The 22,672-nt window shown below is 39.3% G+C and carries 22 protein-coding genes and 1 tRNA gene; 11 read left to right on the forward strand and 12 right to left on the reverse strand.

Annotated elements, in window-relative coordinates; translation table 11 throughout:
- Positions 1–38 precede the first annotated feature (38 nt).
- From rimO to D2V08_RS09350, 3 genes are all read left to right on the forward strand, one after another.
- On the forward strand, positions 39–1,340 hold the full coding sequence (gene rimO / locus D2V08_RS09340) for a 30S ribosomal protein S12 methylthiotransferase RimO (protein WP_119607823.1): 1,302 nt from the start codon (positions 39–41) through the stop codon (positions 1,338–1,340).
- A 312-nt stretch (positions 1,341–1,652) separates the two neighbouring features.
- Entirely contained in the window at positions 1,653–2,132 is a 480-nt protein-coding gene (locus D2V08_RS09345; protein WP_119607824.1) for a DoxX subfamily, read from the forward strand.
- Complete coding sequence (locus D2V08_RS09350) at positions 2,129–3,748, forward strand: Gfo/Idh/MocA family protein (RefSeq protein WP_119607825.1); 1,620 nt, start codon at positions 2,129–2,131, stop codon at positions 3,746–3,748. Before D2V08_RS09345 ends, D2V08_RS09350 begins: the two co-directional genes overlap by 4 nt.
- Before the next feature lie 111 nt (positions 3,749–3,859).
- On the opposite strand, the gene D2V08_RS09355 is transcribed toward D2V08_RS09350, so the two are convergent.
- On the reverse strand, positions 3,860–4,615 hold the full coding sequence (locus D2V08_RS09355; protein ID WP_119607826.1) for an anti-sigma factor domain-containing protein: 756 nt from the start codon (positions 4,613–4,615) through the stop codon (positions 3,860–3,862).
- Positions 4,612–5,175: an RNA polymerase sigma factor gene (locus tag D2V08_RS09360; protein WP_119607827.1), complete on the reverse strand. Its 564-nt coding sequence runs from the start codon at positions 5,173–5,175 to the stop codon at positions 4,612–4,614. Before D2V08_RS09360 ends, D2V08_RS09355 begins: the two co-directional genes overlap by 4 nt.
- A gap of 118 nt (positions 5,176–5,293) precedes the next feature.
- On the opposite strand from D2V08_RS09360, the gene D2V08_RS09365 reads away from it, so the two are divergent.
- Entirely contained in the window at positions 5,294–5,812 is a 519-nt protein-coding gene (locus D2V08_RS09365; RefSeq protein ID WP_119607828.1) for a fasciclin domain-containing protein, read from the forward strand.
- 64 nt (positions 5,813–5,876) lie between these two features.
- Here the strand turns inward: D2V08_RS09365 and D2V08_RS09370 are convergent, their stop codons facing one another.
- Genes D2V08_RS09370 through D2V08_RS09380 form a run of 3 tightly spaced genes read right to left on the reverse strand, consistent with a single transcriptional unit; the run spans position 5,877 to position 7,739 of the window.
- Positions 5,877–7,010, reverse strand: coding sequence for a serine hydrolase (locus D2V08_RS09370; protein WP_119607829.1), 1,134 nt, complete (start codon positions 7,008–7,010; stop codon positions 5,877–5,879).
- Positions 7,011–7,022: 12 nt separating this feature from the next.
- Positions 7,023–7,280, reverse strand: a complete 258-nt coding sequence (locus tag D2V08_RS09375) for a hypothetical protein (protein WP_119607830.1) — start codon at positions 7,278–7,280, stop codon at positions 7,023–7,025.
- Between the two features lie 6 nt (positions 7,281–7,286).
- Positions 7,287–7,739, reverse strand: a complete 453-nt coding sequence (locus tag D2V08_RS09380; protein WP_119607831.1) for an SRPBCC family protein — start codon at positions 7,737–7,739, stop codon at positions 7,287–7,289.
- A 191-nt stretch (positions 7,740–7,930) separates the two neighbouring features.
- On the opposite strand from D2V08_RS09380, the gene D2V08_RS09385 reads away from it, so the two are divergent.
- The 6 genes from D2V08_RS09385 (at position 7,931) to D2V08_RS09410 (ending at position 14,657) form a co-directional block, all read left to right on the forward strand.
- The gene (locus D2V08_RS09385; protein WP_245980554.1) at positions 7,931–8,737 is read left to right on the forward strand and encodes a peptidyl-prolyl cis-trans isomerase; all 807 of its coding nucleotides are present in this window, start codon (positions 7,931–7,933) and stop codon (positions 8,735–8,737) included.
- The gene (locus D2V08_RS09390; protein ID WP_119607833.1) at positions 8,721–10,121 is read left to right on the forward strand and encodes a peptidylprolyl isomerase; all 1,401 of its coding nucleotides are present in this window, start codon (positions 8,721–8,723) and stop codon (positions 10,119–10,121) included. The genes D2V08_RS09385 and D2V08_RS09390 overlap by 17 nt, the downstream gene beginning before the upstream one ends.
- A gap of 4 nt (positions 10,122–10,125) precedes the next feature.
- Entirely contained in the window at positions 10,126–11,079 is a 954-nt protein-coding gene (locus D2V08_RS09395; protein ID WP_119607834.1) for an AAA family ATPase, read from the forward strand.
- A gap of 105 nt (positions 11,080–11,184) precedes the next feature.
- Complete coding sequence (locus tag D2V08_RS09400) at positions 11,185–13,452, forward strand: aconitate hydratase (RefSeq protein WP_119607835.1); 2,268 nt, start codon at positions 11,185–11,187, stop codon at positions 13,450–13,452.
- Positions 13,453–13,533: 81 nt separating this feature from the next.
- Positions 13,534–14,094, forward strand: coding sequence for a TlpA family protein disulfide reductase (locus D2V08_RS09405; RefSeq protein ID WP_119607836.1), 561 nt, complete (start codon positions 13,534–13,536; stop codon positions 14,092–14,094).
- The gene (locus D2V08_RS09410) at positions 14,091–14,657 is read left to right on the forward strand and encodes a TlpA family protein disulfide reductase (protein WP_119607837.1); all 567 of its coding nucleotides are present in this window, start codon (positions 14,091–14,093) and stop codon (positions 14,655–14,657) included. Before D2V08_RS09405 ends, D2V08_RS09410 begins: the two co-directional genes overlap by 4 nt.
- A gap of 1 nt (position 14,658) precedes the next feature.
- On the opposite strand, the gene D2V08_RS09415 is transcribed toward D2V08_RS09410, so the two are convergent.
- From D2V08_RS09415 to D2V08_RS09435, 5 genes are all read right to left on the reverse strand, one after another.
- Complete coding sequence (locus D2V08_RS09415) at positions 14,659–15,111, reverse strand: sterol desaturase family protein (protein WP_119607838.1); 453 nt, start codon at positions 15,109–15,111, stop codon at positions 14,659–14,661.
- Positions 15,108–15,950, reverse strand: coding sequence for a phytoene/squalene synthase family protein (locus D2V08_RS09420; RefSeq protein ID WP_119607839.1), 843 nt, complete (start codon positions 15,948–15,950; stop codon positions 15,108–15,110). The genes D2V08_RS09415 and D2V08_RS09420 overlap by 4 nt, the downstream gene beginning before the upstream one ends.
- Positions 15,947–17,407: a bifunctional phytoene desaturase/3,4-desaturase gene (crtID, locus tag D2V08_RS09425; protein ID WP_119607840.1), complete on the reverse strand. Its 1,461-nt coding sequence runs from the start codon at positions 17,405–17,407 to the stop codon at positions 15,947–15,949. Before crtID ends, D2V08_RS09420 begins: the two co-directional genes overlap by 4 nt.
- Positions 17,408–17,413: 6 nt before the next feature.
- Complete coding sequence (locus D2V08_RS09430) at positions 17,414–18,313, reverse strand: MerR family transcriptional regulator (protein ID WP_119607841.1); 900 nt, start codon at positions 18,311–18,313, stop codon at positions 17,414–17,416.
- Positions 18,314–18,484: 171 nt separating this feature from the next.
- Positions 18,485–18,568: transfer RNA gene (locus D2V08_RS09435), tRNA-Leu, on the reverse strand.
- A gap of 210 nt (positions 18,569–18,778) precedes the next feature.
- Here D2V08_RS09435 and D2V08_RS09440 point away from each other — a divergent pair.
- Entirely contained in the window at positions 18,779–20,029 is a 1,251-nt protein-coding gene (locus tag D2V08_RS09440; protein ID WP_119607842.1) for a mechanosensitive ion channel family protein, read from the forward strand.
- 126 nt (positions 20,030–20,155) lie between these two features.
- On the opposite strand, the gene D2V08_RS09445 is transcribed toward D2V08_RS09440, so the two are convergent.
- Positions 20,156–20,545 carry a hypothetical protein gene (locus tag D2V08_RS09445; RefSeq protein ID WP_119607843.1) on the reverse strand — a complete coding sequence of 130 codons (390 nt, stop codon included), beginning with the start codon at positions 20,543–20,545 and terminating at the stop codon, positions 20,156–20,158.
- Between the two features lie 67 nt (positions 20,546–20,612).
- Entirely contained in the window at positions 20,613–22,619 is a 2,007-nt protein-coding gene (gene ftsH / locus D2V08_RS09450; protein ID WP_245980556.1) for an ATP-dependent zinc metalloprotease FtsH, read from the reverse strand.
- Between the last annotated feature and the right edge of the window lie 53 nt (positions 22,620–22,672).

A 22,672-nucleotide genomic window follows, 5' to 3' on the forward strand; every position in this document is an offset into this window, starting at 1 on the left:
CTGTGTTATTGTATTTTTGCACTCCATTTAAAAGATCTATGCGCACAAAATCACTCAAAAAGAATAAAATCAATGTAGTAACCTTGGGTTGTAGCAAAAATGTCTACGATTCCGAAGTATTAATGGGACAATTACGTGCCAACAATAAAGAGGTAGCTCATGAAGAGGAAGGCAATGTTGTAGTGATCAATACCTGCGGATTTATTGCCAATGCCAAAGAGGAAAGCGTTAATACTATTTTGGATTATGTGCAACGCAAAGAAGCAGGCGATGTGGACAAGGTTTTTGTTACGGGTTGTTTGAGCGAACGTTACAAACCGGATTTGGAGAAAGAAATTCCCAATGTGGACGAGTATTTCGGTACCAGTGATCTTCCCAATTTGTTGAAAGCACTGGGTGCCGATTACAAACACGAGTTGATAGGTGAACGTTTGACGACTACACCCAAAAACTACGCTTATCTTAAAATTGCCGAAGGTTGTGATCGACCTTGCTCTTTCTGTGCAATTCCTTTGATGCGTGGAAAGCATAAGAGCACACCCATTGAAGATTTGGTGGCCGAGGCTGAAAAGTTGGCAGCAAACGGCGTAAAAGAGCTCATTTTGATAGCTCAGGACCTTACCTATTACGGTCTTGACCTGTATAAGAAAAGAAACTTGGCAGAATTACTTAAAGCCTTGGCCAAAGTTGAAGGAATTGAATGGATTCGTTTGCACTATGCTTTTCCAACAGGTTTCCCGATGGATGTTTTGGAAGTGATGCACAGCGAGCCCAAGATTTGTAATTATATTGATATTCCGCTTCAGCATATTTCGGATTCCATACTTAAAAGTATGCGTCGCGGTACCACTCAGGCCAAAACAACTAAATTACTGAAGGATTTTAGGGAAGCCGTACCCGAAATGGCCATTAGAACTACATTGATTGTTGGTTATCCTGGAGAAACAGAGGAAGACTTTGAGACCTTAAAAAAATGGGTGCAGGAAATGCGCTTTGAGCGTTTGGGTTGTTTCACTTACAGCCACGAAGAGAATACCCACGCTTATAATTTGGAGGACGATGTTCCCGAAGAAGTGAAACAGGAAAGAGCCAATATTATCATGGAAATTCAATCCCAAATTTCTTGGGAATTGAATCAAAAGAAAATCGGGGAAACTTTTCGTTGCATTATCGATAGAAAAGAAGGAAACCACTTTGTGGGCCGTACCGAATTCGATTCACCTGATGTGGACAACGAAGTACTTATTGATGCCACTAAACATTACGTTAAAATCGGGGACTTTGTGAACACTAAAATCACGGATGCTTCGGATTATGACTTGTTCGGGGAGCCTGCCTAAATTTCCGCCAAAGACAATACTTTTTTTTAAAGCATAGTTGCCAATATTCATACATAGGTGACCGTATGTCTTTACATTGCTTTTAACTCTTCTTAAAATAGATACGGCTTAAAGTGTTTTAAGCACTTAAAATCTATTTTGTATCTTTTTCTGTTTTTTAAAACTGACAATGGTCATGTTAATTATACATGGGTATAGGTACTTTTAATACTTCAAAAAAAGTATCATTCATTCAGGTGTATCCCAATTCATGATTCCAAGCTCAGAAAAAGAAGATAACGCAAAGATTATGTACAATTAACTATAATAACTATGAACCAAAATCAAAATAAGCTGAAAGCAAGTGTTACCCTGCTTCGAATTTTTATAGGGTGGCACTTTTTATTTGAAGGTGTGGTAAAGATGTACAATCCCGAATGGACATCCTTTGGGTATTTGGCCACCGCACAAGGACCATTTGAAGGGGTTTTTACGATGCTCTTAGGAGATGCAACCATTGGCTGGGTGGATACTTTGAACATTGTAGCCCTTATGATTGTAGGAGTAACCTTTACGTTGGGAATTTTTGAACGTATCGGAGCCATTGTGGGTGTTGGTCTATTGGCGCTTTATTTTCTGGCGCATCCACCGTTCCCTGGTTTAACACAAATGAATGTGGAAGGGAACTATTGGTTTGTCAATAAGAACCTAATTGAACTTGTGGCAATTATTGTAATTTATCAATTACCAACTGGCGCGTACTTCGGCCTGGATTACCTTAGAAAAAACAAACTTAAAACTCAGGAACAATGAAATGGACTAGAAGAGACCTTTTAATAGGATTGGGAGGCTTGCCCGTACTTGGAGCTGTATGGTGGGCTGGGGCCGCAACTGCTGTTGGGTCAAGAAACAAACGCTCGGAAATATTGGAACAACTCAATATAAAACCTTCATTGCCACCTGCGGTTCCTGGAATAGGAGGAGACCCTGTTCGAATTGGTGTAATTGGTTTTGGTATTCGAGGCGAACAATTAACAAGAGCCTTGGGTTTTGCTACCGATGAATGGAAAGAAGAAATGCGTTTGGCGGCCGAAGAAGACCCCAACAATAAAAGGTTGGAAGATTTTGAAGCACAAGAACGACTCAATGTAAAACTAGTAGGTATATGCGATGTGTTCGATGTGCGAGCAGAAAAGTTCATCAACTCGTTTTCTACCGATGATAATAAGATTAAAAGATACTTGACCTATAAGGACATGATTCAAAGTGGTGAGGTGGATGCCGTGGTAATTGCAACGCCAGATCATTGGCACGCACCTATGTCCATTGAAGCTTTGAATAACAATGTGCACGTTTATGTAGAAAAGCCTATGACTCACACCGTTAGTGAGACTTATACGTTGCGTGAGGCTGCTCAAAAATCAGATGCGGTTTTTGCCGTAGGTCACCAGCATAGACAAACATTGAGTTTTAGCACTGCCCGTGATATTGTTGAAAAAGGAACGCTAGGTCATGTATCCTTGATTCAAACAAATACAAATAGGAATGATGACAATGGAGCTTGGAACTACGATATCCACGAAAAGGCCAGTCCCGAGACCATTGATTGGGAACAATTTCTAGGATCAGCACCAAAAGTACCTTTCAATAAAAATCACTTTTTTAGATGGCGTAAATGGTGGGCCTACGGCTCTGGACTTTCTGGAGATTTGTTGACCCACGATTATGATCGTTTAAATTGTGTGCTCAATATGGGTATTCCAACTTCCGTTAGTGCTTCGGGTGGTATTTACACTCATAATGATGGAAGGAACGTTCCGGATGTGATACAAGTGAACATGGAATTTCCGGATTATAGTACAGGAAGTAGTCAAACCAAAGGCAAAGAAAAAGGTATGACCTTCTGCTATAGTGCTACTTTGGGCAACGGATTTAACAGACCTACGATTTTAATGGGGCACGATGCTACCATGGAACTGGGTAATAGATTGACCGTATGGCCTGATGGTGCATCCACCCGATATGCCGATATGCTTGAAGCTGAAAAAATGAGGCCCAATGTGCCTATCTATCAATATGATCCGGCGGCCAATGCTACGGATGCCGTTTCATCAGCTACATCACAATATTTTGCAGACAAAGGGCTTATGTGGACCTATATTGACGGGGTTCGTGTAGATTCTACCTTCCTCCACATGCGTGAGTGGTTGAGCGTGATAAAAAATGGAGGAAATGTAAGTTGCGGTATTAAAGAAGGTTTTGATGAAGCTATATCTGCGCATATGGCAGGTTTGTCTTGGAAATTGGGAAGAAAAATAGAATGGGACCCAGCAAGTCAAACATTAAAGCCTATTGAAGGAATTGATTTTGACCAAGTACTCTTGGCAAATGGAACCTGGAACGTGCAACCAGAAGAAATGGTTGGATAAAGTTTCATGATTTTAAATGATTCTAGTCCAGAAAGTGGGATGTTGCCGATAAGAATTTGATTATCGGAGTAATGTCCCACTTTTGATTGCAAATATTCAGAAATTGGTCGATTATAGTATGACGTAGGACACTAATTCTTCCACCGTTGGGTGGTCGCTCCCACCGGCTGGTTCAATAGTGATATTTAACGATTCGGCATTTTCAATATACTTTAGAGGCACTAGCTCGTTGTCGGTGTTTAAAGTTCCCATATTGATCATTTCACCATTAACATCACTCCACATTTGATACGTTTTATCCTTTGGCAATGAGGGCAGTCCTTTGGGGTTAACAAGTACCAGTTGACTTTTATGGTTAACGTAGGCTACTGCTTTTCCATTGGGTGCCTTTTGGTTTCCGTAGAGGACCAAAGGAAGAACATCAGCGTTATTGATGCTTTTAAAACGATTGGAAGTGAGTCTAAACTCTGATTCTAGGTTGCCCACTTGACGCTGTAATTGACTGGTCTGTGATTGAAGCGTACTTAAGTTGCTTTCTGCATTTTGCCACTTAACGTATAACCAAAAGGTGCTTAGGCCAAAAATCAAAGCAAAACCTGCCGCAATCGATAAGGGCAACCAGTTCGTTTTTGTTGTTTTTGTTTGATCAATGGTATTATTTAGCCTAATTTTTACCGCAGTTGACGGGGCTATGGCCTGTTCCATGCCCATTCTTTCAAAATCGGCTTCCAACGCATCAAAATGCTCCTTGAGCGATTTGTCTTGCTCAAGGGCTTCTTCAACAGCATCCGTTAGTTCCTCTGAGAGCTCTCCGGTCAGATAAAGCTCTAGAAGTCCTTCTTCCAATATCTTTTTCTTTTCCATCATGCCATTAATTCTAAAAAGATCCAAATATAAACCAACTTCTTAGTGTAGGTTTCCCTCAATTGTTTTAAAGCCTGTCTTACATAAGACTTAAAGGTGCCCAGAGGTACGCCCATGGCCTTGTGAGCCTGTTTATGGGTATAACCTCTATAATACACCAGGGTTATTGCTTTTTGGTGATGGGGTTCCAGTGTTTTTATGGAACCTTTTAGTTCCGTATAGTCCGGTACCTCTTCGTTCGTCTCCTTATTATCATATACACTCAAATCATCGGTTTGGATGAGCTTGTCCTTGGTGCGCATCGAATTTAACGTGGTGTTGCGCGCTATCCGATAGGCCCAGGTGTAAAACCTTCCTTTGGAAGCATCATAGGTATCGATACTGTTCCAGATTTTCACAAAAGTTTCCTGAAGAAGGTCTTCTGCCTTTGTCCGATCTCTGCACATACGGAGAATTACCCCGTAAAGCGCTCCGGAATATTTATCATATAACTGGTAGAGGGCCGTGTCGTTACCTGAAATCAAACGAGTGATTACCTCATGGTCTTCAAAACTGTTCTTCATTGTTATTGTTAAAGATATGATAAAAATCCACGGTCTTCATCCATTAGGTAAAACCATGTGTAAATAATAGTAGAAAGCGCTTTAAAACAATAATCATTAAAAATTTAAAACAGAAAAAATGAAAAAATTAATCTTTGCTTTAGTTGCCTTTACAATATTGATAGGCACGCAACAAACCACAGCTCAAAAATCAAACGATATTGTAGATGTGGCTGCTTCTGTAGATGACTTCTCAACATTGGTAACAGCCTTAAAAGCCGCCGATTTGGTCGGCGCACTAAAGGGGGACGGACCTTTTACCGTGTTCGCTCCTGTTAATTCCGGTTTTGCCAAAATCGATTCTGAAACTTTGAATGCCCTATTGCAACCGGAAAACAAGGAAAAGTTATCTGCAATTCTAACTTATCACGTGGTGCCGGGTAAGTTAATGGCTTCCGACGTAGCTGCTGCATTGACTAAAGGAAATGGAAAAGCAGAACTTACAACTTTGAACGGTGGGAAATTAACTGCTATGAAAAAGGACGATGGCATTTATTTAAAAGATGCCAATGGAAATTGGAGTAAAATCTCCAAAACAGATGTCGTAGCCTCAAACGGAGTAATCCATATTATTGAGGACGTTGTAATGCCCAACTAATTAAAGGTTGTTTGTTTTGATGTTGAAAAGCACCGCATTGCGGTGCTTTTTTATTTTGGTCCTATTATCTTTTTCGGGCCAATTCCATTTGATAAAGCTCTCTACCTAACTGTGCTAAAAATGGTATGCCCACTTCGTCGTATTCGTAGGTGTTGTCGTTAAAAATACCGTTGCTGTTGACCAGTATGGTTGCAGTGACCATAAAATCGACATTGTTTTTTGTGTCTTTAATATAAGCGCAATCTGTAAGTGTGCCATAAGCATAACCTACCTTGTTGTAAATTTTAATGTGCTTGGGCATTGGTTCCGTGCTATCCCCGAACATGAAGAACTTTACATAACTGTCATAAAACGCTTCTGCGTCATACCCAAGTTTTGAAGGTAGCGTGTGCATAGCGGTCAACAAATACTTACGTTGATTGACGCTCAGGTTGAACTGCTGTTCCTTTGGAAATGCTTCTGGAAAAATAATACGTTTCAATAAAGCACTTTGAGCCTTGATGGGATAATAATTCTTTAAACTGAAATTAAAAGGTCCTTCTTGGTATGATTCATCGGCAATAAATCCGATCCCTTTTCTTATTCTATTTAAGTCAAGGGGATTTATCGCCGAGTTTATTATGGGGCTGCTTAATGAAGTTGTGGAATCATTAAGATAAAATACAAGAGGTTTTGTGGTCACATCATCCGCATTGTTAGTGGATAAACGATGGGCAATCCGAATGGGGGGAACACCTCTTTTTTGAATTCTTTGATTCAGGGCATCCTGCCCTAAAAATTCGATTAACCGATTGTTGGCGGCATTGTCCGAAACGGAAAAAATTTCTGAAATTGACTTGGCAAATGTGGTTTGTACCGAATCTCCTTCCACAAAAAACCGGGTTTTGATGGAGAACGAATCAATTTCGTTGAGTTTTTCCAAAGCGGCTACTGCTGCAGGAAACTTTACGGTGCTGGCAGGGTAGAAATAGTTATTTTCATCGACCTGAAAATCGAAATCAGTGAAAATAATACTGTCGTTTCTTCGGTCAATTTGGGTGTATCGGATTTGCACCTCATGCTCTTCAAGATCATCCATCACATTTTTAATTTTGGTGTTCTGTGATGAAAGCGCTTGTACCAAAGGGTTGGTTGGAGGGTTGCTGGAGCAAGATGTCACCAACACCAATAAACTTAAACTTACAAACCTATCCAACATAGGCGCAAACTTTTAAATTTCCTTGTTGTACACTTGGCCCCGATGAGGCTTGAGTATGCTTCGTACTTCTTCCAATTCAAACTCGGCAACTACTAAATAAGCAATACTATGGGTGGGACTAAAATGCTCTACGCCACCAAGGTCATATTTTAATTCTTCTACTTCTACAAATTCCTTGAGGTGCTTTAGGTAGTGTTCGGCAGTATGTGCTGCAGCTGGGCCTCTAAAATCCCAAATAATTTTAATTTTTCTATCCAAAAGTTTTTCCATTGTGTTTTATGAGTTAAGCACAGATTCACCTTTCTCGGCGAATGCCTTATAATCTTGCATATATTTTAGTGATTGTTTTTTAAAAGCGCCCGGCATGAAAAATGCCATAAGTTTCATTCCAAATCCAGAGAATTGGAACTCAGTTTCAGAAACCCATCGGGTTTTGTCACCTTCTTCCTTAAAATAGTTCTTTTGGATGTTATGGACTCCTTTGGTATCGTAGGTCATATACAGTTCATCTGGCAGGTTCCTTTTTATAATGGTCTCCACTAAGTTCATTTCTCGTTTGCCCATTTTATAGCTAAGACTCATGCGTGCACCTTCTTGTCCAGGATTTGTGGACAATTGTTCGTAGCCAATAAGCCCCTGTTGCCAATGCTTCATGTTTTCGGGGTCGTCCATTTTTTTGATAAATTCCTCCCGCGGAACATCAACCACAATTTCGGTAGTGTACTTCATGTTTGGATTGGTTTTGTACTAAAGTAGCGATTTCTGGCCATCTATTTCTACTAAAAAATCTGTTAATGAAATTAGAACCTTCTTGTAGGGGATTTTGTAATTGTTATTTTTGCGAAATGCTTAAGCTCCAAAAAAATACGCTGTACTTCCTTTGTGCCTTGGCAGCAATGTTAGTTTACTCATGCGAGGGTATGTTTAATAAGGTCGAAGAGAAAGAACCATTGGCAAGGGTTGACGATACTTTTTTATACAAAGAGGATGTTGCCTCTTTTATCCGTGATGACATGACGGATGAGGACAGTACTATTTTTGTGACCAATTACATCAATAATTGGGCATCCAAGCAGTTATTATTGTCCAAATCAAAAATAAATTTGCCCGATGAAAAGTTGGCGGAGTTTGACCGTTTGGTTTCGGACTATCGTGCAGACCTATACACTAGGGCCTATATTGAGGCTTTGGTAAATCAATCCCAGGACACGGCCGTCACTAAAAGTCAGCTAGAAGAATTCTACGAACGTGAAAAGGAAAATTTCAAGCTGAATGAAAAATTGGTCCAGCTTAGGTTTGTAGGTATGTCCAATCAATTTTTAGACAGGGATGGTGTAGAGGACAGAATAAAAAAATGGGACGATTCCGATAAAAGATATTTGGATTCCATAGCGGTTCAGTTCAAAAAAATACATTTTAACGATTCCATTTGGGTAAGTGCCACGCGGGTAATTGAAGAAATTCCCCCATTAACTCGGTCAAATGAAGAAACCCACTTAAAAAAATCACAATTTTTTGAGCTACAAGATTCCTTAGAGGTATATTTGGGCTTGGTGACCAATGTATTGGAAGTCAATGAAACAGCTCCGTTCGATTATGTGGAGCCAGATATAAAGCAATTGATTTTGAACCGGCGAAGATTGAATTACGTAAAGAAACTGGAAACCGAAATTATTGATGAAGCTATTAAGAAGAACGAATTTGAGGTTTATGATAAAGAAAATTAAAGGACTTTTCGTTGTATTTATTGCAATGATGGGAATGGTCCAAGCACAGGAAACCGATGAGGCAATGGGCGTAAAAGATTCCACAAGCTCGACCAAAAAAGTAAAATTGGACGGTATTGCCGCAGTTGTAGGGGATTATGTGATCTTGGAGTCGGATATTGATAAAACCTTGATCGACCTTAAAAACCAAGGCGCATCAACAGAAGATATTACCCGTTGTAGTCTCTTGGGTAAACTTATGGAAGATAGGCTTTATGCACACCAAGCTGTGCAGGATAGTTTGTTGGTCTCCGATGATATGGTAAATGCCCAAAGTGATAGACAGATTCAGCAACTTACCCAACAAATTGGAAGTGTTGAAAAGATGTTGAGTTACTACAAAAAGGCAGATATGGAAAGTTTCCGTGAAGAGCTTTTTGAAATCAACAAATTGCGAATGCTCTCGGAAAAAATGCAGAGCAAGATTGTTGAAGAAATTGAGGTGACACCGGAAGAAGTGCGCCAGTTTTTCTACAAAATCCCGGAAGATGAAAGGCCTGTTTTTGGTGCTGAATTGGAAATAGCCCAAATCGTTAAGCTGCCTGAAGCTCCCGAAGAAGAAAAGCAGAAAGTAATCAATCAATTAAAGGAGATTAGGCAAGATGTGTTGGAGAACGATGCCAGCTTTAATGTAAAGGCAATTTTGTATTCTCAAGATCCAGGTTCCAAATCCAAAGGTGGATTCTATAGCATGACAAAGGAGACTCCATTTGTAAAAGAATTTAAGGATGTTGCCTTCAGTCTTCAAGAGGGAGAGATTTCGGAGCCTTTTGAAACTTCATTTGGATATCATATCATCTACATTGAAAAGATAAGAGGTCAGGAATTAGACCTTCGGCACATACTTATGATTCCAAAGATTCCTCAAAGTGCGATTGATAAAGCAACCCATGAACTGGACACTATCCGTCAACAGGTTTTGGATGGAAAGTACACTTTTGCCGAGGCGGCTTTGAATTTTTCAGATGAGAAAGAGACCAAGTTTGATGGTGGATTACTTCGTAACCCCATAAATTTTGATTCCCGTTTTGAACTTACTAAAATGGACCCAACCCTTTATAACCAAGTAAGGGATTTAAAGGATGGCGAAATATCTAGGCCTATTCGTGAAGATGACCAAAGAGGAGGTCCTCCCAAGTTTAAGATCATGAAGATTTCCAATCGTTATGACGAGCATGAGGCAGATTTCGCAAAAGATTACATGAAAATTCAGGAACTAGCGTTAAGGGAAAAGCAGTTCAAAGCTATAAAGGAATGGATGGAAGAGCATATCGATGATACTTACATTCATGTAGATGCTGAAAGTCGAGATTGCGGTTTTGCTAACAATTGGGTAAAGGAATAAATATATGTCGGATGTAGATGCGGTAGAAAAGCTGGTAAAAAAACACCAAGACTTAAAAAAAGAGATTGCCAAGGTCATTGTAGGCCAAGAAGAGGTGATTGAACAAATACTGTTATCCATCTATACAGGAGGACATTCCCTCTTGATCGGGGTTCCTGGTTTGGCAAAGACCTTAATGGTCAATACCATTGCGCAAACATTGGGATTGGACTTTAAAAGAATACAATTTACCCCGGATTTAATGCCCAGCGATATTTTAGGAAGCGAGGTATTGGACCAAAACCGAAACTTCAAATTTATAAAGGGACCCGTTTTCGGAAACATTATTCTTGCGGATGAGATCAATAGGACACCGCCCAAAACGCAAGCCGCTTTGCTGGAAGCCATGCAGGAAAGGGCTGTAACCATAGCTGGGAAACAATACAAGTTAAAGCGGCCCTACTTTGTTCTGGCCACCCAGAACCCAATAGAACAAGAAGGAACCTATCCATTACCGGAAGCACAGCTGGACCGTTTTATGTTCGCCATAGAACTAAAATACCCTTCAATTGAAGAAGAAATACAAGTAGTAAAATCCACTACTACCGATGATGAGGTCCGGATAGATACACTTTTCAATGCAGACGAGATTATAGAAGTACAGCATTTGGTTAGGCGAATTCCTGTACCGGATAATGTTGTGGATTATGCGGTAAGATTGGTAAACAGAACACGCCCAGATCAAGAAGGCGCTTCTGATTACGTAAAAAATTACATTGATTGGGGGGCTGGACCAAGAGCATCACAGAACTTGATATTAGCTGCCAAGGCACATGCAGCCATCCATGGAAAATTCTCTCCGGACATCGAGGATGTTAAGGCAGTTTCCTTGGGAATTCTTCGACACAGGATACTAAAAAACTACAAAGCAGAAGCTGAAGGTATCACTGAGGAAAAAATTATCACGGAATTGTTGTAAAAAATAAGAAAGTCAACACTTATTTAGTGCGATTCTAATTCCAAATTACTACTCGATTTAGTAAATTTACCGAATTACGAAAATCTTAAAAAACTCAATTGTACAATGGCATTTGATATAGACATGATTAAGGGTGTTTACGCTTCCATGGGGGAACGTGTAGAAAAAGCCCGTGAATTGGTAGGTAAGCCCCTGACTCTTTCCGAAAAGATTTTATACTCCCATCTTTGGGACGGTAAACCTGAAAAAGCCTTTGTAAGAGGTAAGGATTACGTTGATTTTGCCCCAGATAGAATTGCTTGTCAAGATGCAACGGCACAAATGGCCTTGCTTCAGTTTATGCAAGCTGGTAAAGATAAAGTAGCAGTGCCTACAACGGTTCACTGCGATCACTTGATTCAAGCTAAAGATGGTGCTGCCGCAGATTTAAAGCATGCCAACGAAACTAGTAAAGAGGTGTTTGATTTCTTGGGATCTGTATCTAACAAATATGGTATTGGGTTTTGGAAACCAGGTGCTGGTATTATTCACCAAGTAGTATTGGAAAATTATGCGTTTCCAGGAGGTATGATGATTGGAACCGATTCTCACACGGTTAATGCTGGTGGTTTGGGAATGGTCGCTATTGGTGTAGGAGGAGCAGATGCTGTGGATGTAATGGCCGGAATGGCTTGGGAGCTTAAATTTCCTAAATTGATCGGTGTAAAATTGACAGGTAAACTTTCCGGTTGGACAGCCCCAAAGGATGTTATCTTGAAAGTAGCTGAAATTCTTACCGTAAAAGGTGGAACAGGCGCTATTGTAGAATATTTTGGCCCAGGTGCAACATCTATGTCTTGTACAGGTAAAGGAACCATTTGTAACATGGGTGCTGAAATTGGAGCAACAACTTCAACTTTCGGTTACGACGAATCTATGGAGCGCTACCTAAGGGCTACGGATAGAGAAGATGTTGCCGATGAGGCAAACAAGGTTAAAGAACATTTGACTGCTGACCCAGAGGTGTACGCTAACCCAGAGCAATATTTTGATCAGGTTATCGAAATTAACCTTTCAGAATTGAAGCCTTTGTTAAATGGTCCATTTACCCCTGATTTAGCTACAGAAGTAGGAACAATGACGGATAAAGCCACCGAAAATGGTTGGCCTTTGGCTGTTGAGTGGGGATTGATAGGTTCTTGTACCAACTCTTCTTATGAAGATTTGTCGAGAGCGTCTTCCATTGCACAACAAGCTTTGGACAAAAAATTAAAAACAAAAGCTGAATTTGGTATCAACCCAGGTTCGGAACAAGTAAGATATACTACCGAGCGTGACGGTATCCTTGAGATATTTGAAAAATTGGATGCCAAGATATTTACCAATGCCTGTGGACCGTGTATTGGTCAGTGGGGCCGTTATGAGGACCCAAAGAACGCTCCAAAGAACAGTATTGTGCATTCTTTCAACCGAAACTTTGCAAAGCGTGCCGATGGTAACCCGAATACACATGCATTTGTGGCTTCACCAGAAATGACTGCAGCAATTGCGATTGCAGGTCGTTTGGATTTTAACCCGTTGACAGATACGTTGATCAACGAAGATGGCGAAGAAGTAATGTTGGATGAACCAACAGGATGGGAATTGCCGCCAAAAGGTTTTGAAGTAAAGGAAAACGGATACGAAGATCCACTTGAAGACGGAAGTGGAGTAGAGGTTAAGGTAGCTTCAGACTCTGAGCGCCTGCAATTGTTGGAGCCTTTTGTTCCAATTAAGGCAAGTGACCTTCAAGGGATGAAATTGCTGATTAAAGCCTTTGGTAAGTGTACAACTGACCACATTTCCATGGCAGGGCCATGGTTGCGTTTTAGAGGTCATTTGGATAACATTGCCAACAATACTTTGATTGGAGCGGTAAATGCCTTCAACCAAAAAACCAACTTCGTAAAAAACCAGTTGACAGGAGAGTACGGAGGTGTTCCGGATACGCAACGTGAATACAAGAAAAAAGGAATCATGACTGTTGTTGTGGGAGACCACAACTACGGAGAAGGGTCATCAAGAGAACATGCAGCTATGCAACCAAGGCACTTGGGTGTTGCCGTTGTTATTGTAAAATCTTTTGCAAGAATTCACGAAACCAACTTGAAGAAACAAGGAATGTTGGCTTTGACTTTTGCCAATGAGGATGATTACGATTTGATTCAGGAAGACGATACATTCAACATTGTTGATGCGGCAGAGTTTGCTCCGGACAAACCTTTGACACTTGAAGTGGTGCACGCCGATGGAAGTAAGGATACCATAATTACAAACCATTCGTACAATGATGCTCAAATCAAGTGGTTCAACGAAGGTTCGGCCTTGAACTTGATTAAGAAACAGAATGCTTAATAGTATTTAAAATAATCTGTAAAAAACTCCTGATGTTGTTTAAGATGTCAGGAGTTTTTAATTTTTGATAAATAATTTTCAATGAAGATTAGTAAAAAGACCATTCTCAATGTAGTACTGATTCTTTTTATCCTGTCGTTTTTTGTGACTCCAATTGGTTACTACGGGAAAATTTGGTTGAACAGAGTGTTTGCATTTTCTCCTGGAATCATCGAAAAAACCGAGCAGAAAAAAATCAACGATTACGATTGGAAACTAAAGGATGAAGAATGGAACTTTTTCAACTTTGAAAAATCAAGGGGCAATGTAATCCTGATCAACCTTTGGGCCTCATGGCGATTGCCTTCAGAAGCCGAGCTTGCAAGTATTCAAGAGTTATACGACAAATATAAAGGCAAGCTGGATTTCTATATCATCACTAATGAGGAGAGGGAGCCTGTTGAAGCCTTTATTGCAGAGCATGAGTTTACATTTCCCGTAACGTATTTGATCATAGGTGATAAAATGCCTATTGATGCTAGCAAAGTACCTGCTTCTTATTTGATTGATAAATCGGGAAACATTGTGATTCATGAAGAAGGAATTTCTGATTGGAGCACAGGAAAAGTATATAAACTATTGGATGAATTGATTGCAGAATGAAAATTACGAAGGAACAGATCAGCAATGGAATATGGATTTTGGCCATTGTCCTTATATTATTTACCCCCTTGGGTTTTTACCCACGTGTATGGGTAAATAAAATCGTGGTGACTGTGCTAAGTCCTAGCACTATTGACAAGGACGAACAAACCACTTTGAAAGATTATAATTGGAACCTTGTTGATTTGGATGGTAAGCAAACTAATCTACAATCCAAAAAAGGTGAGGTAGTGGTAATTAATGTTTGGGCAACTTGGTGTCCGCCTTGTGTGGCTGAACTACCTGGCTTTTTAGAACTGTATGAGGATTATGGTGATAAGGTGACCTTTGCTTTTGTGGCCAATGATGAAAAACAAAAAGTTGAGGCATTTCTAAAGAAAAAAGAATATAATTTACCCGTGTATTTTCAAGCTTCCACTACGCCACGAGAACTGGAGAGCAGCAGTATTCCAGTTACTTATATTCTTGATAAGCAAGGTAATATTGTGGTGGACAAAACTGGTGCTGCCAATTGGAATTCCGATAAAACCAGGTCTCTCTTGGACAAACTAATAGCGGAGTAGTTTATTTTTTTCTAAAATATTTAAAGGGAACCAAAAGCATCCCAAAACATTCCCCGTCTTCTTTCCCCAAGTGTTTATGGTGTATTTTGTGAGCTCTTCTTACCCCGCGGGCATACCAATTATTGGCATTTCTAAACATCTTAAAGCGTTGGTGGATAAAAATATCATGAACTGTAAAGTAGGCAATTCCATAAGCAAGTATGCCAAAACCTAAAGGCCATCCATACCAAAAAGTAGTATAACTGCCTAGGTAGAATAGCGTCATGCTCACTATAGCGTAAAAAATAAAGAATGCATCGTTTCGCTCAAACCACGAATCATGATCTTTTTTATGGTGGTCTTTGTGGAGACTCCATAAAAAACCATGCATTACATATTTATGGGTAAACCAAGCCATGAATTCCATAAAGCAAAAGGTTGCCAAAAATATCAATATCCAAAGTGCTACTTTCATTGTACCAATTGTAATTTATAATTAACATAAGATTGTGCCAATAGTCCAAATTTTTGATAATTGGGCACACGAATCCGTGTGTTTTTAATTTCCAAGGGAGGAGTGCTCTGTAATTTTTGAAGCAACTTTTTATAATAACGATAAGCCGTATATACGCCAAACTTTGCCTGTTCCGGGAGATGGATAATACCAGAGTATCCAAGTGCAAAATCTGCCTTTATTTCATCTACGATACGTTTTTTGGACAGTTCATCAAGTTCCATCAAATCGGTATTTGGAAAATAGGTCCTGTTCAAATCTTCGTAGTCAGCTTTTAAATCACGAAGAAAATTTACTTTTTGAAAGGCGGAACCCAAAGCCATGGCTGATTCTTTCAGCTCTTCGTATTTCTCTTTGTCCCCTTTTACAAAAACACAAAGGCACATCAACCCAACAACATCGGCAGAACCATAAATGTACTCACGGTATTCATCAAAGGTCTCGTACCTTTTTTTGGTAAGATCCATTCGCATACTCTTCATAAAGGATTCCACCAAGTGATGGGGGATGTCGTATTTATGATATGTATGTTGAAAGGAATTTAAAATTGGATTCAGGCTAATTTTATCCTCGATAGCTTGTTCCATATCTTTTTCAAAAGCATCGAACAGTTTTCTTTTATTGTAGTCGTGGAACGTATCCACAATTTCATCTGCAAAACGTACAAATCCATAGATGTTGTAAATATCCAAACGGATGGAAGGAGCCAACATTTTGGTTGCCAACGAAAAAGAGGTACTGTAGGAACTGGTTACAATTTTACTACAGCTATAAGAAACGTTATCAAAAATAGTTTTCATCTTTTTTCTTCTTTAATGATTAAATCAGCCACCAGTTTACCGGATATCAGGGATGGTGGGACCCCTGGTCCGGGAACGGTCAACTGACCGGTAAAGAACAAGCTTTTTACTTTGCTACTTTTGAGATTAGGTCTTAAAAAAGCAGTTTGGCGCAATGTGTTTGCCAAACCATAGGCATTGCCTTTATAGGAATTGTACTGCTCAATAAAATCGTTAACACAGAAACTTTCCTTAAAAATTACTGAATTTTTTACAGTTTGCTTGGTTAAATTTTCAAATCGGTCCATCACAATATCAAAATATTGGTCTCGTAGTTGTGGTGTATCCTCCAACCCAGGAGCAATGGGTACCAAGAAAAACCCTGTTTCTTTTCCTATGGGAGCCATTGATGCATCTGTTACGGATGGGAAATTGGCATAGAACAATGGGTTACTGGGCCATTGCGGGTTGTCATAGATTTCTTGGGCGTGTTTTTCAAAATCGGTGTCAAAAAACAAATTATGGTGATTGATGTTTTTTAACTTTTTATCAAAACCGATATAAAACAATAATGAAGATGGGGCATAAGTTTTTTTGTCCCAATACTCCTCGGAATATTGTCTATATTTTTTATCGAGCAAAGTCTCGGAGTGATGGTAATCTGCACCACTCACTACATAATCACCTAAATGATTTTTTCCTTGGCTCCGAATGCCTAAAACTTCTCCATCCGAAACTAAAATATGGGTTGCGGGACTATTGTTATGTATGGTAACGCCCAGTTCCTCGGCCACGCTTTTCATAGCTTTTATAATTTCGTACATACCACCTTTTGGGTGCCAAGTACCCAAACCAAAGTCTGCAAAATTCATAAAACTGTAAAAGGATGGAGTGTTACTTGGTTTGGCTCCCAAAAAAAGTACGGGAAATTCTAATGTGCTAACTAATTTTGGATTTTTGAACCGTTTTCGTACTTGCTGACTAATGGTTTTAAAAAATTGGTCAACTTTTAAAACCGTCTCTTTGGTTACCAATTCCAACGGGGAAAGACCCGGACGAAGAACTACTTTATTTATAGCAATATCGTAGTTTTCCTGTGCCTGGCCTATAAACTGTTTCAAGTGTTCACTACTACCAGCCTCGATACGTTCAAACTCTTCACAAATACTCTCCATACAATCACCAATGGTAACAATATCGTCTTGGAAGAAAATTTTATATGCAGGATTCAATTTGTCCAAGTGATAGTAATCGGAAGTCTTTTTGCCAAAGTCACCAAAAAACTTTTCAAAAATATCGGGCATCCAATACCAACTGGGGCCAATATCAAAAGTAAAGCCATCTTTAACCAACTGCCTTGCCCTTCCTCCGACGGTATCATTTTTTTCGAACATTTCTACCTCGTACCCAGCTTTAGCCAGATAACAGGAAGCGGAAAGCGATGAAAAACCAGAACCAATAACTATTACTTTTTTCATTTGGGATTAGAGCAATTCTATCAGTTGATTAATAGATTTAAATATTTTAATGGGTCCTTTAGGCTTATTTTCACCAATCTCTTGAATCTGGTGGCCGAGAACCCAAAGTTTAGAATCTGGAGACTTCTTCAATACCTCTCCAAACTTTTTAAAATAATCATCAATATCGTCCTTTGTCGGTGAAACGGTGAAATAGGAGACAAACCTTATATTATGGTAATATTTGAGCAAATCTTCTAGGCTATCAATAGGCATTGTCTGTCCTAAGTATATGGTTTTATATCCATGTAAGGCCAACTGATAATTAATATACAAAAGGCCTAATTCATGTATTTCGTTCTCAGGGAGAAACAGCACGTAAACCTCGTCATTTTTTGTGGGGGCCTCAAACTGGAGTTTCTCTGTATGGATATATACTTTTTGTTTGATTAAATTAGATATAAAGTGCTCGTGGGCAGGACTTATGGTATTGGTTTGCCATAATAATCCAAGTTCGTTCAACAATGGAATAAAGACATCATTAAAAATCTGAGTGAACGACTTTTCTTCCATCAGTTCGTTATAGGTACTTAGGAAGAGCGATTGGTCAAAATTGAGCATCGCCAATTTAAAAGAATTTATGGCGTGGCTCTTTTCACTTTTTAGAGTAATAATTTCGTTGACCAGTAAAGGTATTTTTTCATCACCTAACTTGGCAATTTTGGAAATTTTATACCCATTCTTATAAAGAAGGGTAACGTTCAATAACTTTTGTAGGCTTTCCAGATTGTAAGTGCGGATGTTGGTATCCGTTCGTTCGGGACTGAACAAATTGTATCTCTTTTCCCAAATTCGAATGGTATGGGCCTTGATTCCTGACAGGTTTTCCATGTCTCGAATACTAAAGGAAGTTTTTACGTTGTTCATCTTTTAAGTTTAAACGTTAAACAAATTTACGATTTAAAAGACGTCATCCTAGTTTTTTATCATAAAATTTAGATTCTTCCTTATAAATATCAGTGTTTTGGGAAAAGATTTAAGGATTTTTCAGGGAGTGTTTAAAACAAAAAAACCGCAATCTCTTGCGGTTTTCTTTCGTGCCCACGACTGGAGTCGAACCAGCACGTCCTTTCGAACACTACCCCCTCAAGGTAGCGTGTCTACCAATTCCACCACGTGGGCCTTTGGAATTTTAGGTGTGCAAATATAATTTTTTTGCCTAAAACGGCAGGATTTAAATGGTATTTTATGATTAGTTAAATGTCTTTGGTTTTTTAATCGAATTATTTTTTGCTCTATAGCCATTAGCCCTTACATAAAATGATAATTTACTTCTATTGGGAGGTGGATTAAATCCCTTAATTTTGTATTGTATTTCTTCAATGGAAAACTATGGACAAAGACCTAGGTCGTTTACTGTACAATTATCTTTTAAAAACCGGAATGGGGGAGGGATTGGCCGCTTATCTCAATCTGTTTCTTCTTTTGATTGGGGTGCTAATCCTTGTATTGATTTTGGATGTGCTTATTTGGAAAGTTTTACGGGGTTTATCCGTTAAAATAGCTAGAAAGTCCAAAAACAATTTTGATAATTTTTTGGTAGCCCACCGTGTGCCTAGGTATGTGGCGCATATTGTGCCATTTATAATTGTCCTTGAGTTTATTCCAGTGGCCTTTATAGACTTCGATTATGCCGAGAATATTGCATTGAAGACTACCAAAATCCTCTTCGTTTTTCTAATATTGATTATTTTCCGGAAGTTTTTTAAAAGCGTAAATAGCTATTTAAAAACACTTTCCAGATTTAAGGATAAACCAATAGATAGTTACGTTCAGGTTTTCATGATTTTTGCCTGGGCAGTCGGTTTGTTGACCATTTTTGCCATTGTTACCGATACCACGGTATGGAAATTTTTCACCGCTCTCGGTGCCGCTTCGGCAGTAATCCTTCTGATATTTAAAGACTCTATTTTAGGTCTTGTGGCCAGTATTCAGGTTACTATTAATGATATGGTCCGCATTGGTGATTGGATTACATTTGAAAAGTATGGTGCCGATGGTGATGTGGTCGAGATAAGTTTGGCCACTGTAAAAGTTCAGAACTTTGATATGACCACCACTACAATACCCACTTATGCCCTGATTTCCGATTCGTTTAAAAACTGGCGCAGTATGCAGGCTTCGGGTGGTCGACGAATAAAAAGGTCTTTGGTTATCCGCCAAAATAGTATCAGGTTTTTAACGGATGAAGACATAGAGGGATTAAAAAAAATTCAGTTGGTGGGAGCTTATATCAACACTAGAAATGAGCAAATCAATTCCTATAACGAATCAAACGAAATTGATAAGGAACTATTGGTAAATGGAAGAAACATGACCAACTTTGGTGTATTCCGTAAATACGTGACCAATTATCTTGAAAGTCATTCCGCTATTAACAAGCAAATGACCTTGATGGTTAGGCAATTACAGCCTACTTCGCAAGGTATTCCTTTGGAGGTTTATGCATTTAGTTCCGACAAACGTTGGGAAAACTATGAATACGTAATGGCCGATATTTTTGATCATCTATTGGCTGCCTTGCCATACTTTTCCCTTGAGCTGTTTGAGTTGCCTGTTTCATTGGACTCCATGCATAAATAAAAAGTCTATACCTTGAGTGATTTTGAGTAACTACATAGGTGACTTTACCCTGGTCATTTATAGGTGACACAGAGTATAGATTGATGTTGAAGATAACGGCCTTAGGATTTTAAGAATGTCATGTGACTATGTCCAGTATTCGGTTAGAAATTCAAAAAAATCCTTTTTAAGCTCAGCATAGATTTGACGTTGGGCTTCCATTTTCTTTCTAAATTTCACATGCTTTTCAACTAAAGAGACATCTAAAGCCTCTTCACCCACCTTACTATGTTCGGCCATATTGGATTCGTGCTCTTCGATGGTTTCCTTAAGATCGTTTATGACCCCTTCGTGTAAAATGAATTCATTTTGATAATGTTCCAATTTGGCAAGCACTTTTTGGTCTTCGTATCGGCCAATAAGTTCACTTAATCGGTTCTTAAAAGTTTTTAGCTCGTCTTTCCAAAATTCAAGCTCACGTTCCCATTGTTTGTGTTCAAAATGGAGGTCCAAATCGTAAATTAATGTATTTTCCATGACTCTTTATTTTATGTTCAAAAAAGCTTGTAACTGCTTATTTGAATGGTTCTCTAAATTTGTTCTTTTAATCATTAAAATAATTTACCAGAAAGTTGGGGTTACTTGGTTTTTCAGTACCCTTACCCAATAATTTTTCACCTCTCTTACCCAAGAGTTTTTCAAGATCATCTTTATCTACCACTTCTTTTTTTAATAGCAGTTGTGCTAAATTGTTTAACTCTTCTTTATGTTGTAACAGTAATTTTTTGGTTCGTTCATAGGCAGATATGATCAAATCACGTACTTCATGGTCAATTTGCTTGGCCATATCTTCACTATAGGGTTTTCCAAGTAAACGTTCGTTATCACCTGTAGAGTCATAAAAACTGATAGGGCCTATTTCATCATCCAAACCATAGTAGGACACCATGGTATAGGCTTGTTTGGTTACTTTTTCAAGATCGTCCAAGGCCCCGGATGAGGGTTCTTTAAAGATTATTTCCTCCGCGGCCCTTCCACCAAGCGAGGCGCACAGCTGATCTATAAATTGCGATTTGGTTACAATTTGCCGCTCTTCCGGTAAATACCAAGCAGCTCCGAGTGATTTCCCCCGAGGGATTATCGAAACCTTTACAAGGGAATCTACATGTTTTAGGTGCCAACTTGCAACGGCATGACCGGCTTCGTGGTAGGCAACAATTTCTTTTTCTTTTGGAGAAATGATCTTGCTTTTACGCTCCATCCCCACAATGACCCGGTCTCTTGCGGCCATAAAATCCTCTTGCTCCACTTCATTCTTTTTATTTCTTGCAGCAATTAGGGCGGCTTCATTACAAATATTGGCAATGTCTGCTCCGGAGAATCCCGGACTTAATTTGGCCAGAACTTCAATGTCTACATTTTTTGAAAGTTTTAAAGGACGGATATGAACCTTAAAAATTTCAGCACGTTCCGATTGGTTGGGCAGCTCCAAATAAATATGACGATCAAACCTTCCTGGGCGTAAAAGTGCCTTATCCAGCACATCGGGGCGGTTGGTGGCGGCCAAAACAATAACACCTGTGTTATCCCCAAAACCGTCCAACTCGGTAAGTAGTTGGTTCAAGGTGCTTTCGCGTTCATCATTGGCTTGAAATGCATTGATTTTTCCTCGAGAGCGTCCAACAGCATCAATCTCATCAATAAAAATAATGCTTGGTGCTTTTGCCTTAGCTTTTTTAAACAAATCTCGCACGCGCGATGCGCCAACTCCAACAAACATCTCTACAAACTCGGAACCCGACATGGAGAAAAAAGGAACTTGAGCTTCACCCGCAACAGCTTTGGCCATCAAGGTTTTTCCCGTACCGGGTGGTCCTACAAGCATGACACCTTTGGGGATTTTAGCACCTAACCTGGTGTAATCTTCCGGGTTTTTAAGGAAATCCACAACTTCCATTACTTCGGCCTTGGCTTCTTTGAGGCCGGCAATATCATTAAAGGTTACCTTGCTTTTGGTTCCTTTTTCGGTAAGTTTTGCCGTTGATTTCCCAAAATTGAACAAAGGGTTACCTCCTTTACCTCCTCCACCTATTCTTCGGAGTAGGAACATCCAAATAAAGATGAAAAAAGCTAAAGGTAATAACCATGATAAAATCGTAATTAAATTGGTCCGATTTTCATACCGTACATCAATTTTTTCAGATATACCGGCATTCTCTTGTGCTCTTTGTAGTTTGTTCTCAAAACTTTCGACGGAACCAATGGTGATGTAGTATTGGGGTCCCGAGTTAGAGGAAAGTAAACCGTCATTGTCCTCTTTGAAATCCGGGTCATCCAGAAAACTTTTTTTAAGGTATATCTGTGCCACCTCTTTATTGATGACAATAATCCTTTCAATGGCGTTTTTGGCCAAAAGGGTATCTTCTAATTTAGACCAGCCAATTTCTTTGGATGCCCCAACGTTTTTGGTGAAAAATGGAAAAGCTATAAGAAAAAATAGAACTACCCAATATATCCAACTTATATTGCTTCTCCCTTTGGGAGGTTTTGGACTTTCATCCATATTCCTCTCATAGTTCTTGGTGTCCTTATATTCGGAATTGGTAGACATTTTGCTCCCATTTACTTACTCATGTGGTGATGTAACCCATCGTAATGGATTAT

Source organism: Flagellimonas lutimaris, assembly GCF_003581615.1.
GTDB classification, from domain to species: Bacteria; Bacteroidota; Bacteroidia; order Flavobacteriales; family Flavobacteriaceae; genus Flagellimonas; species Flagellimonas lutimaris.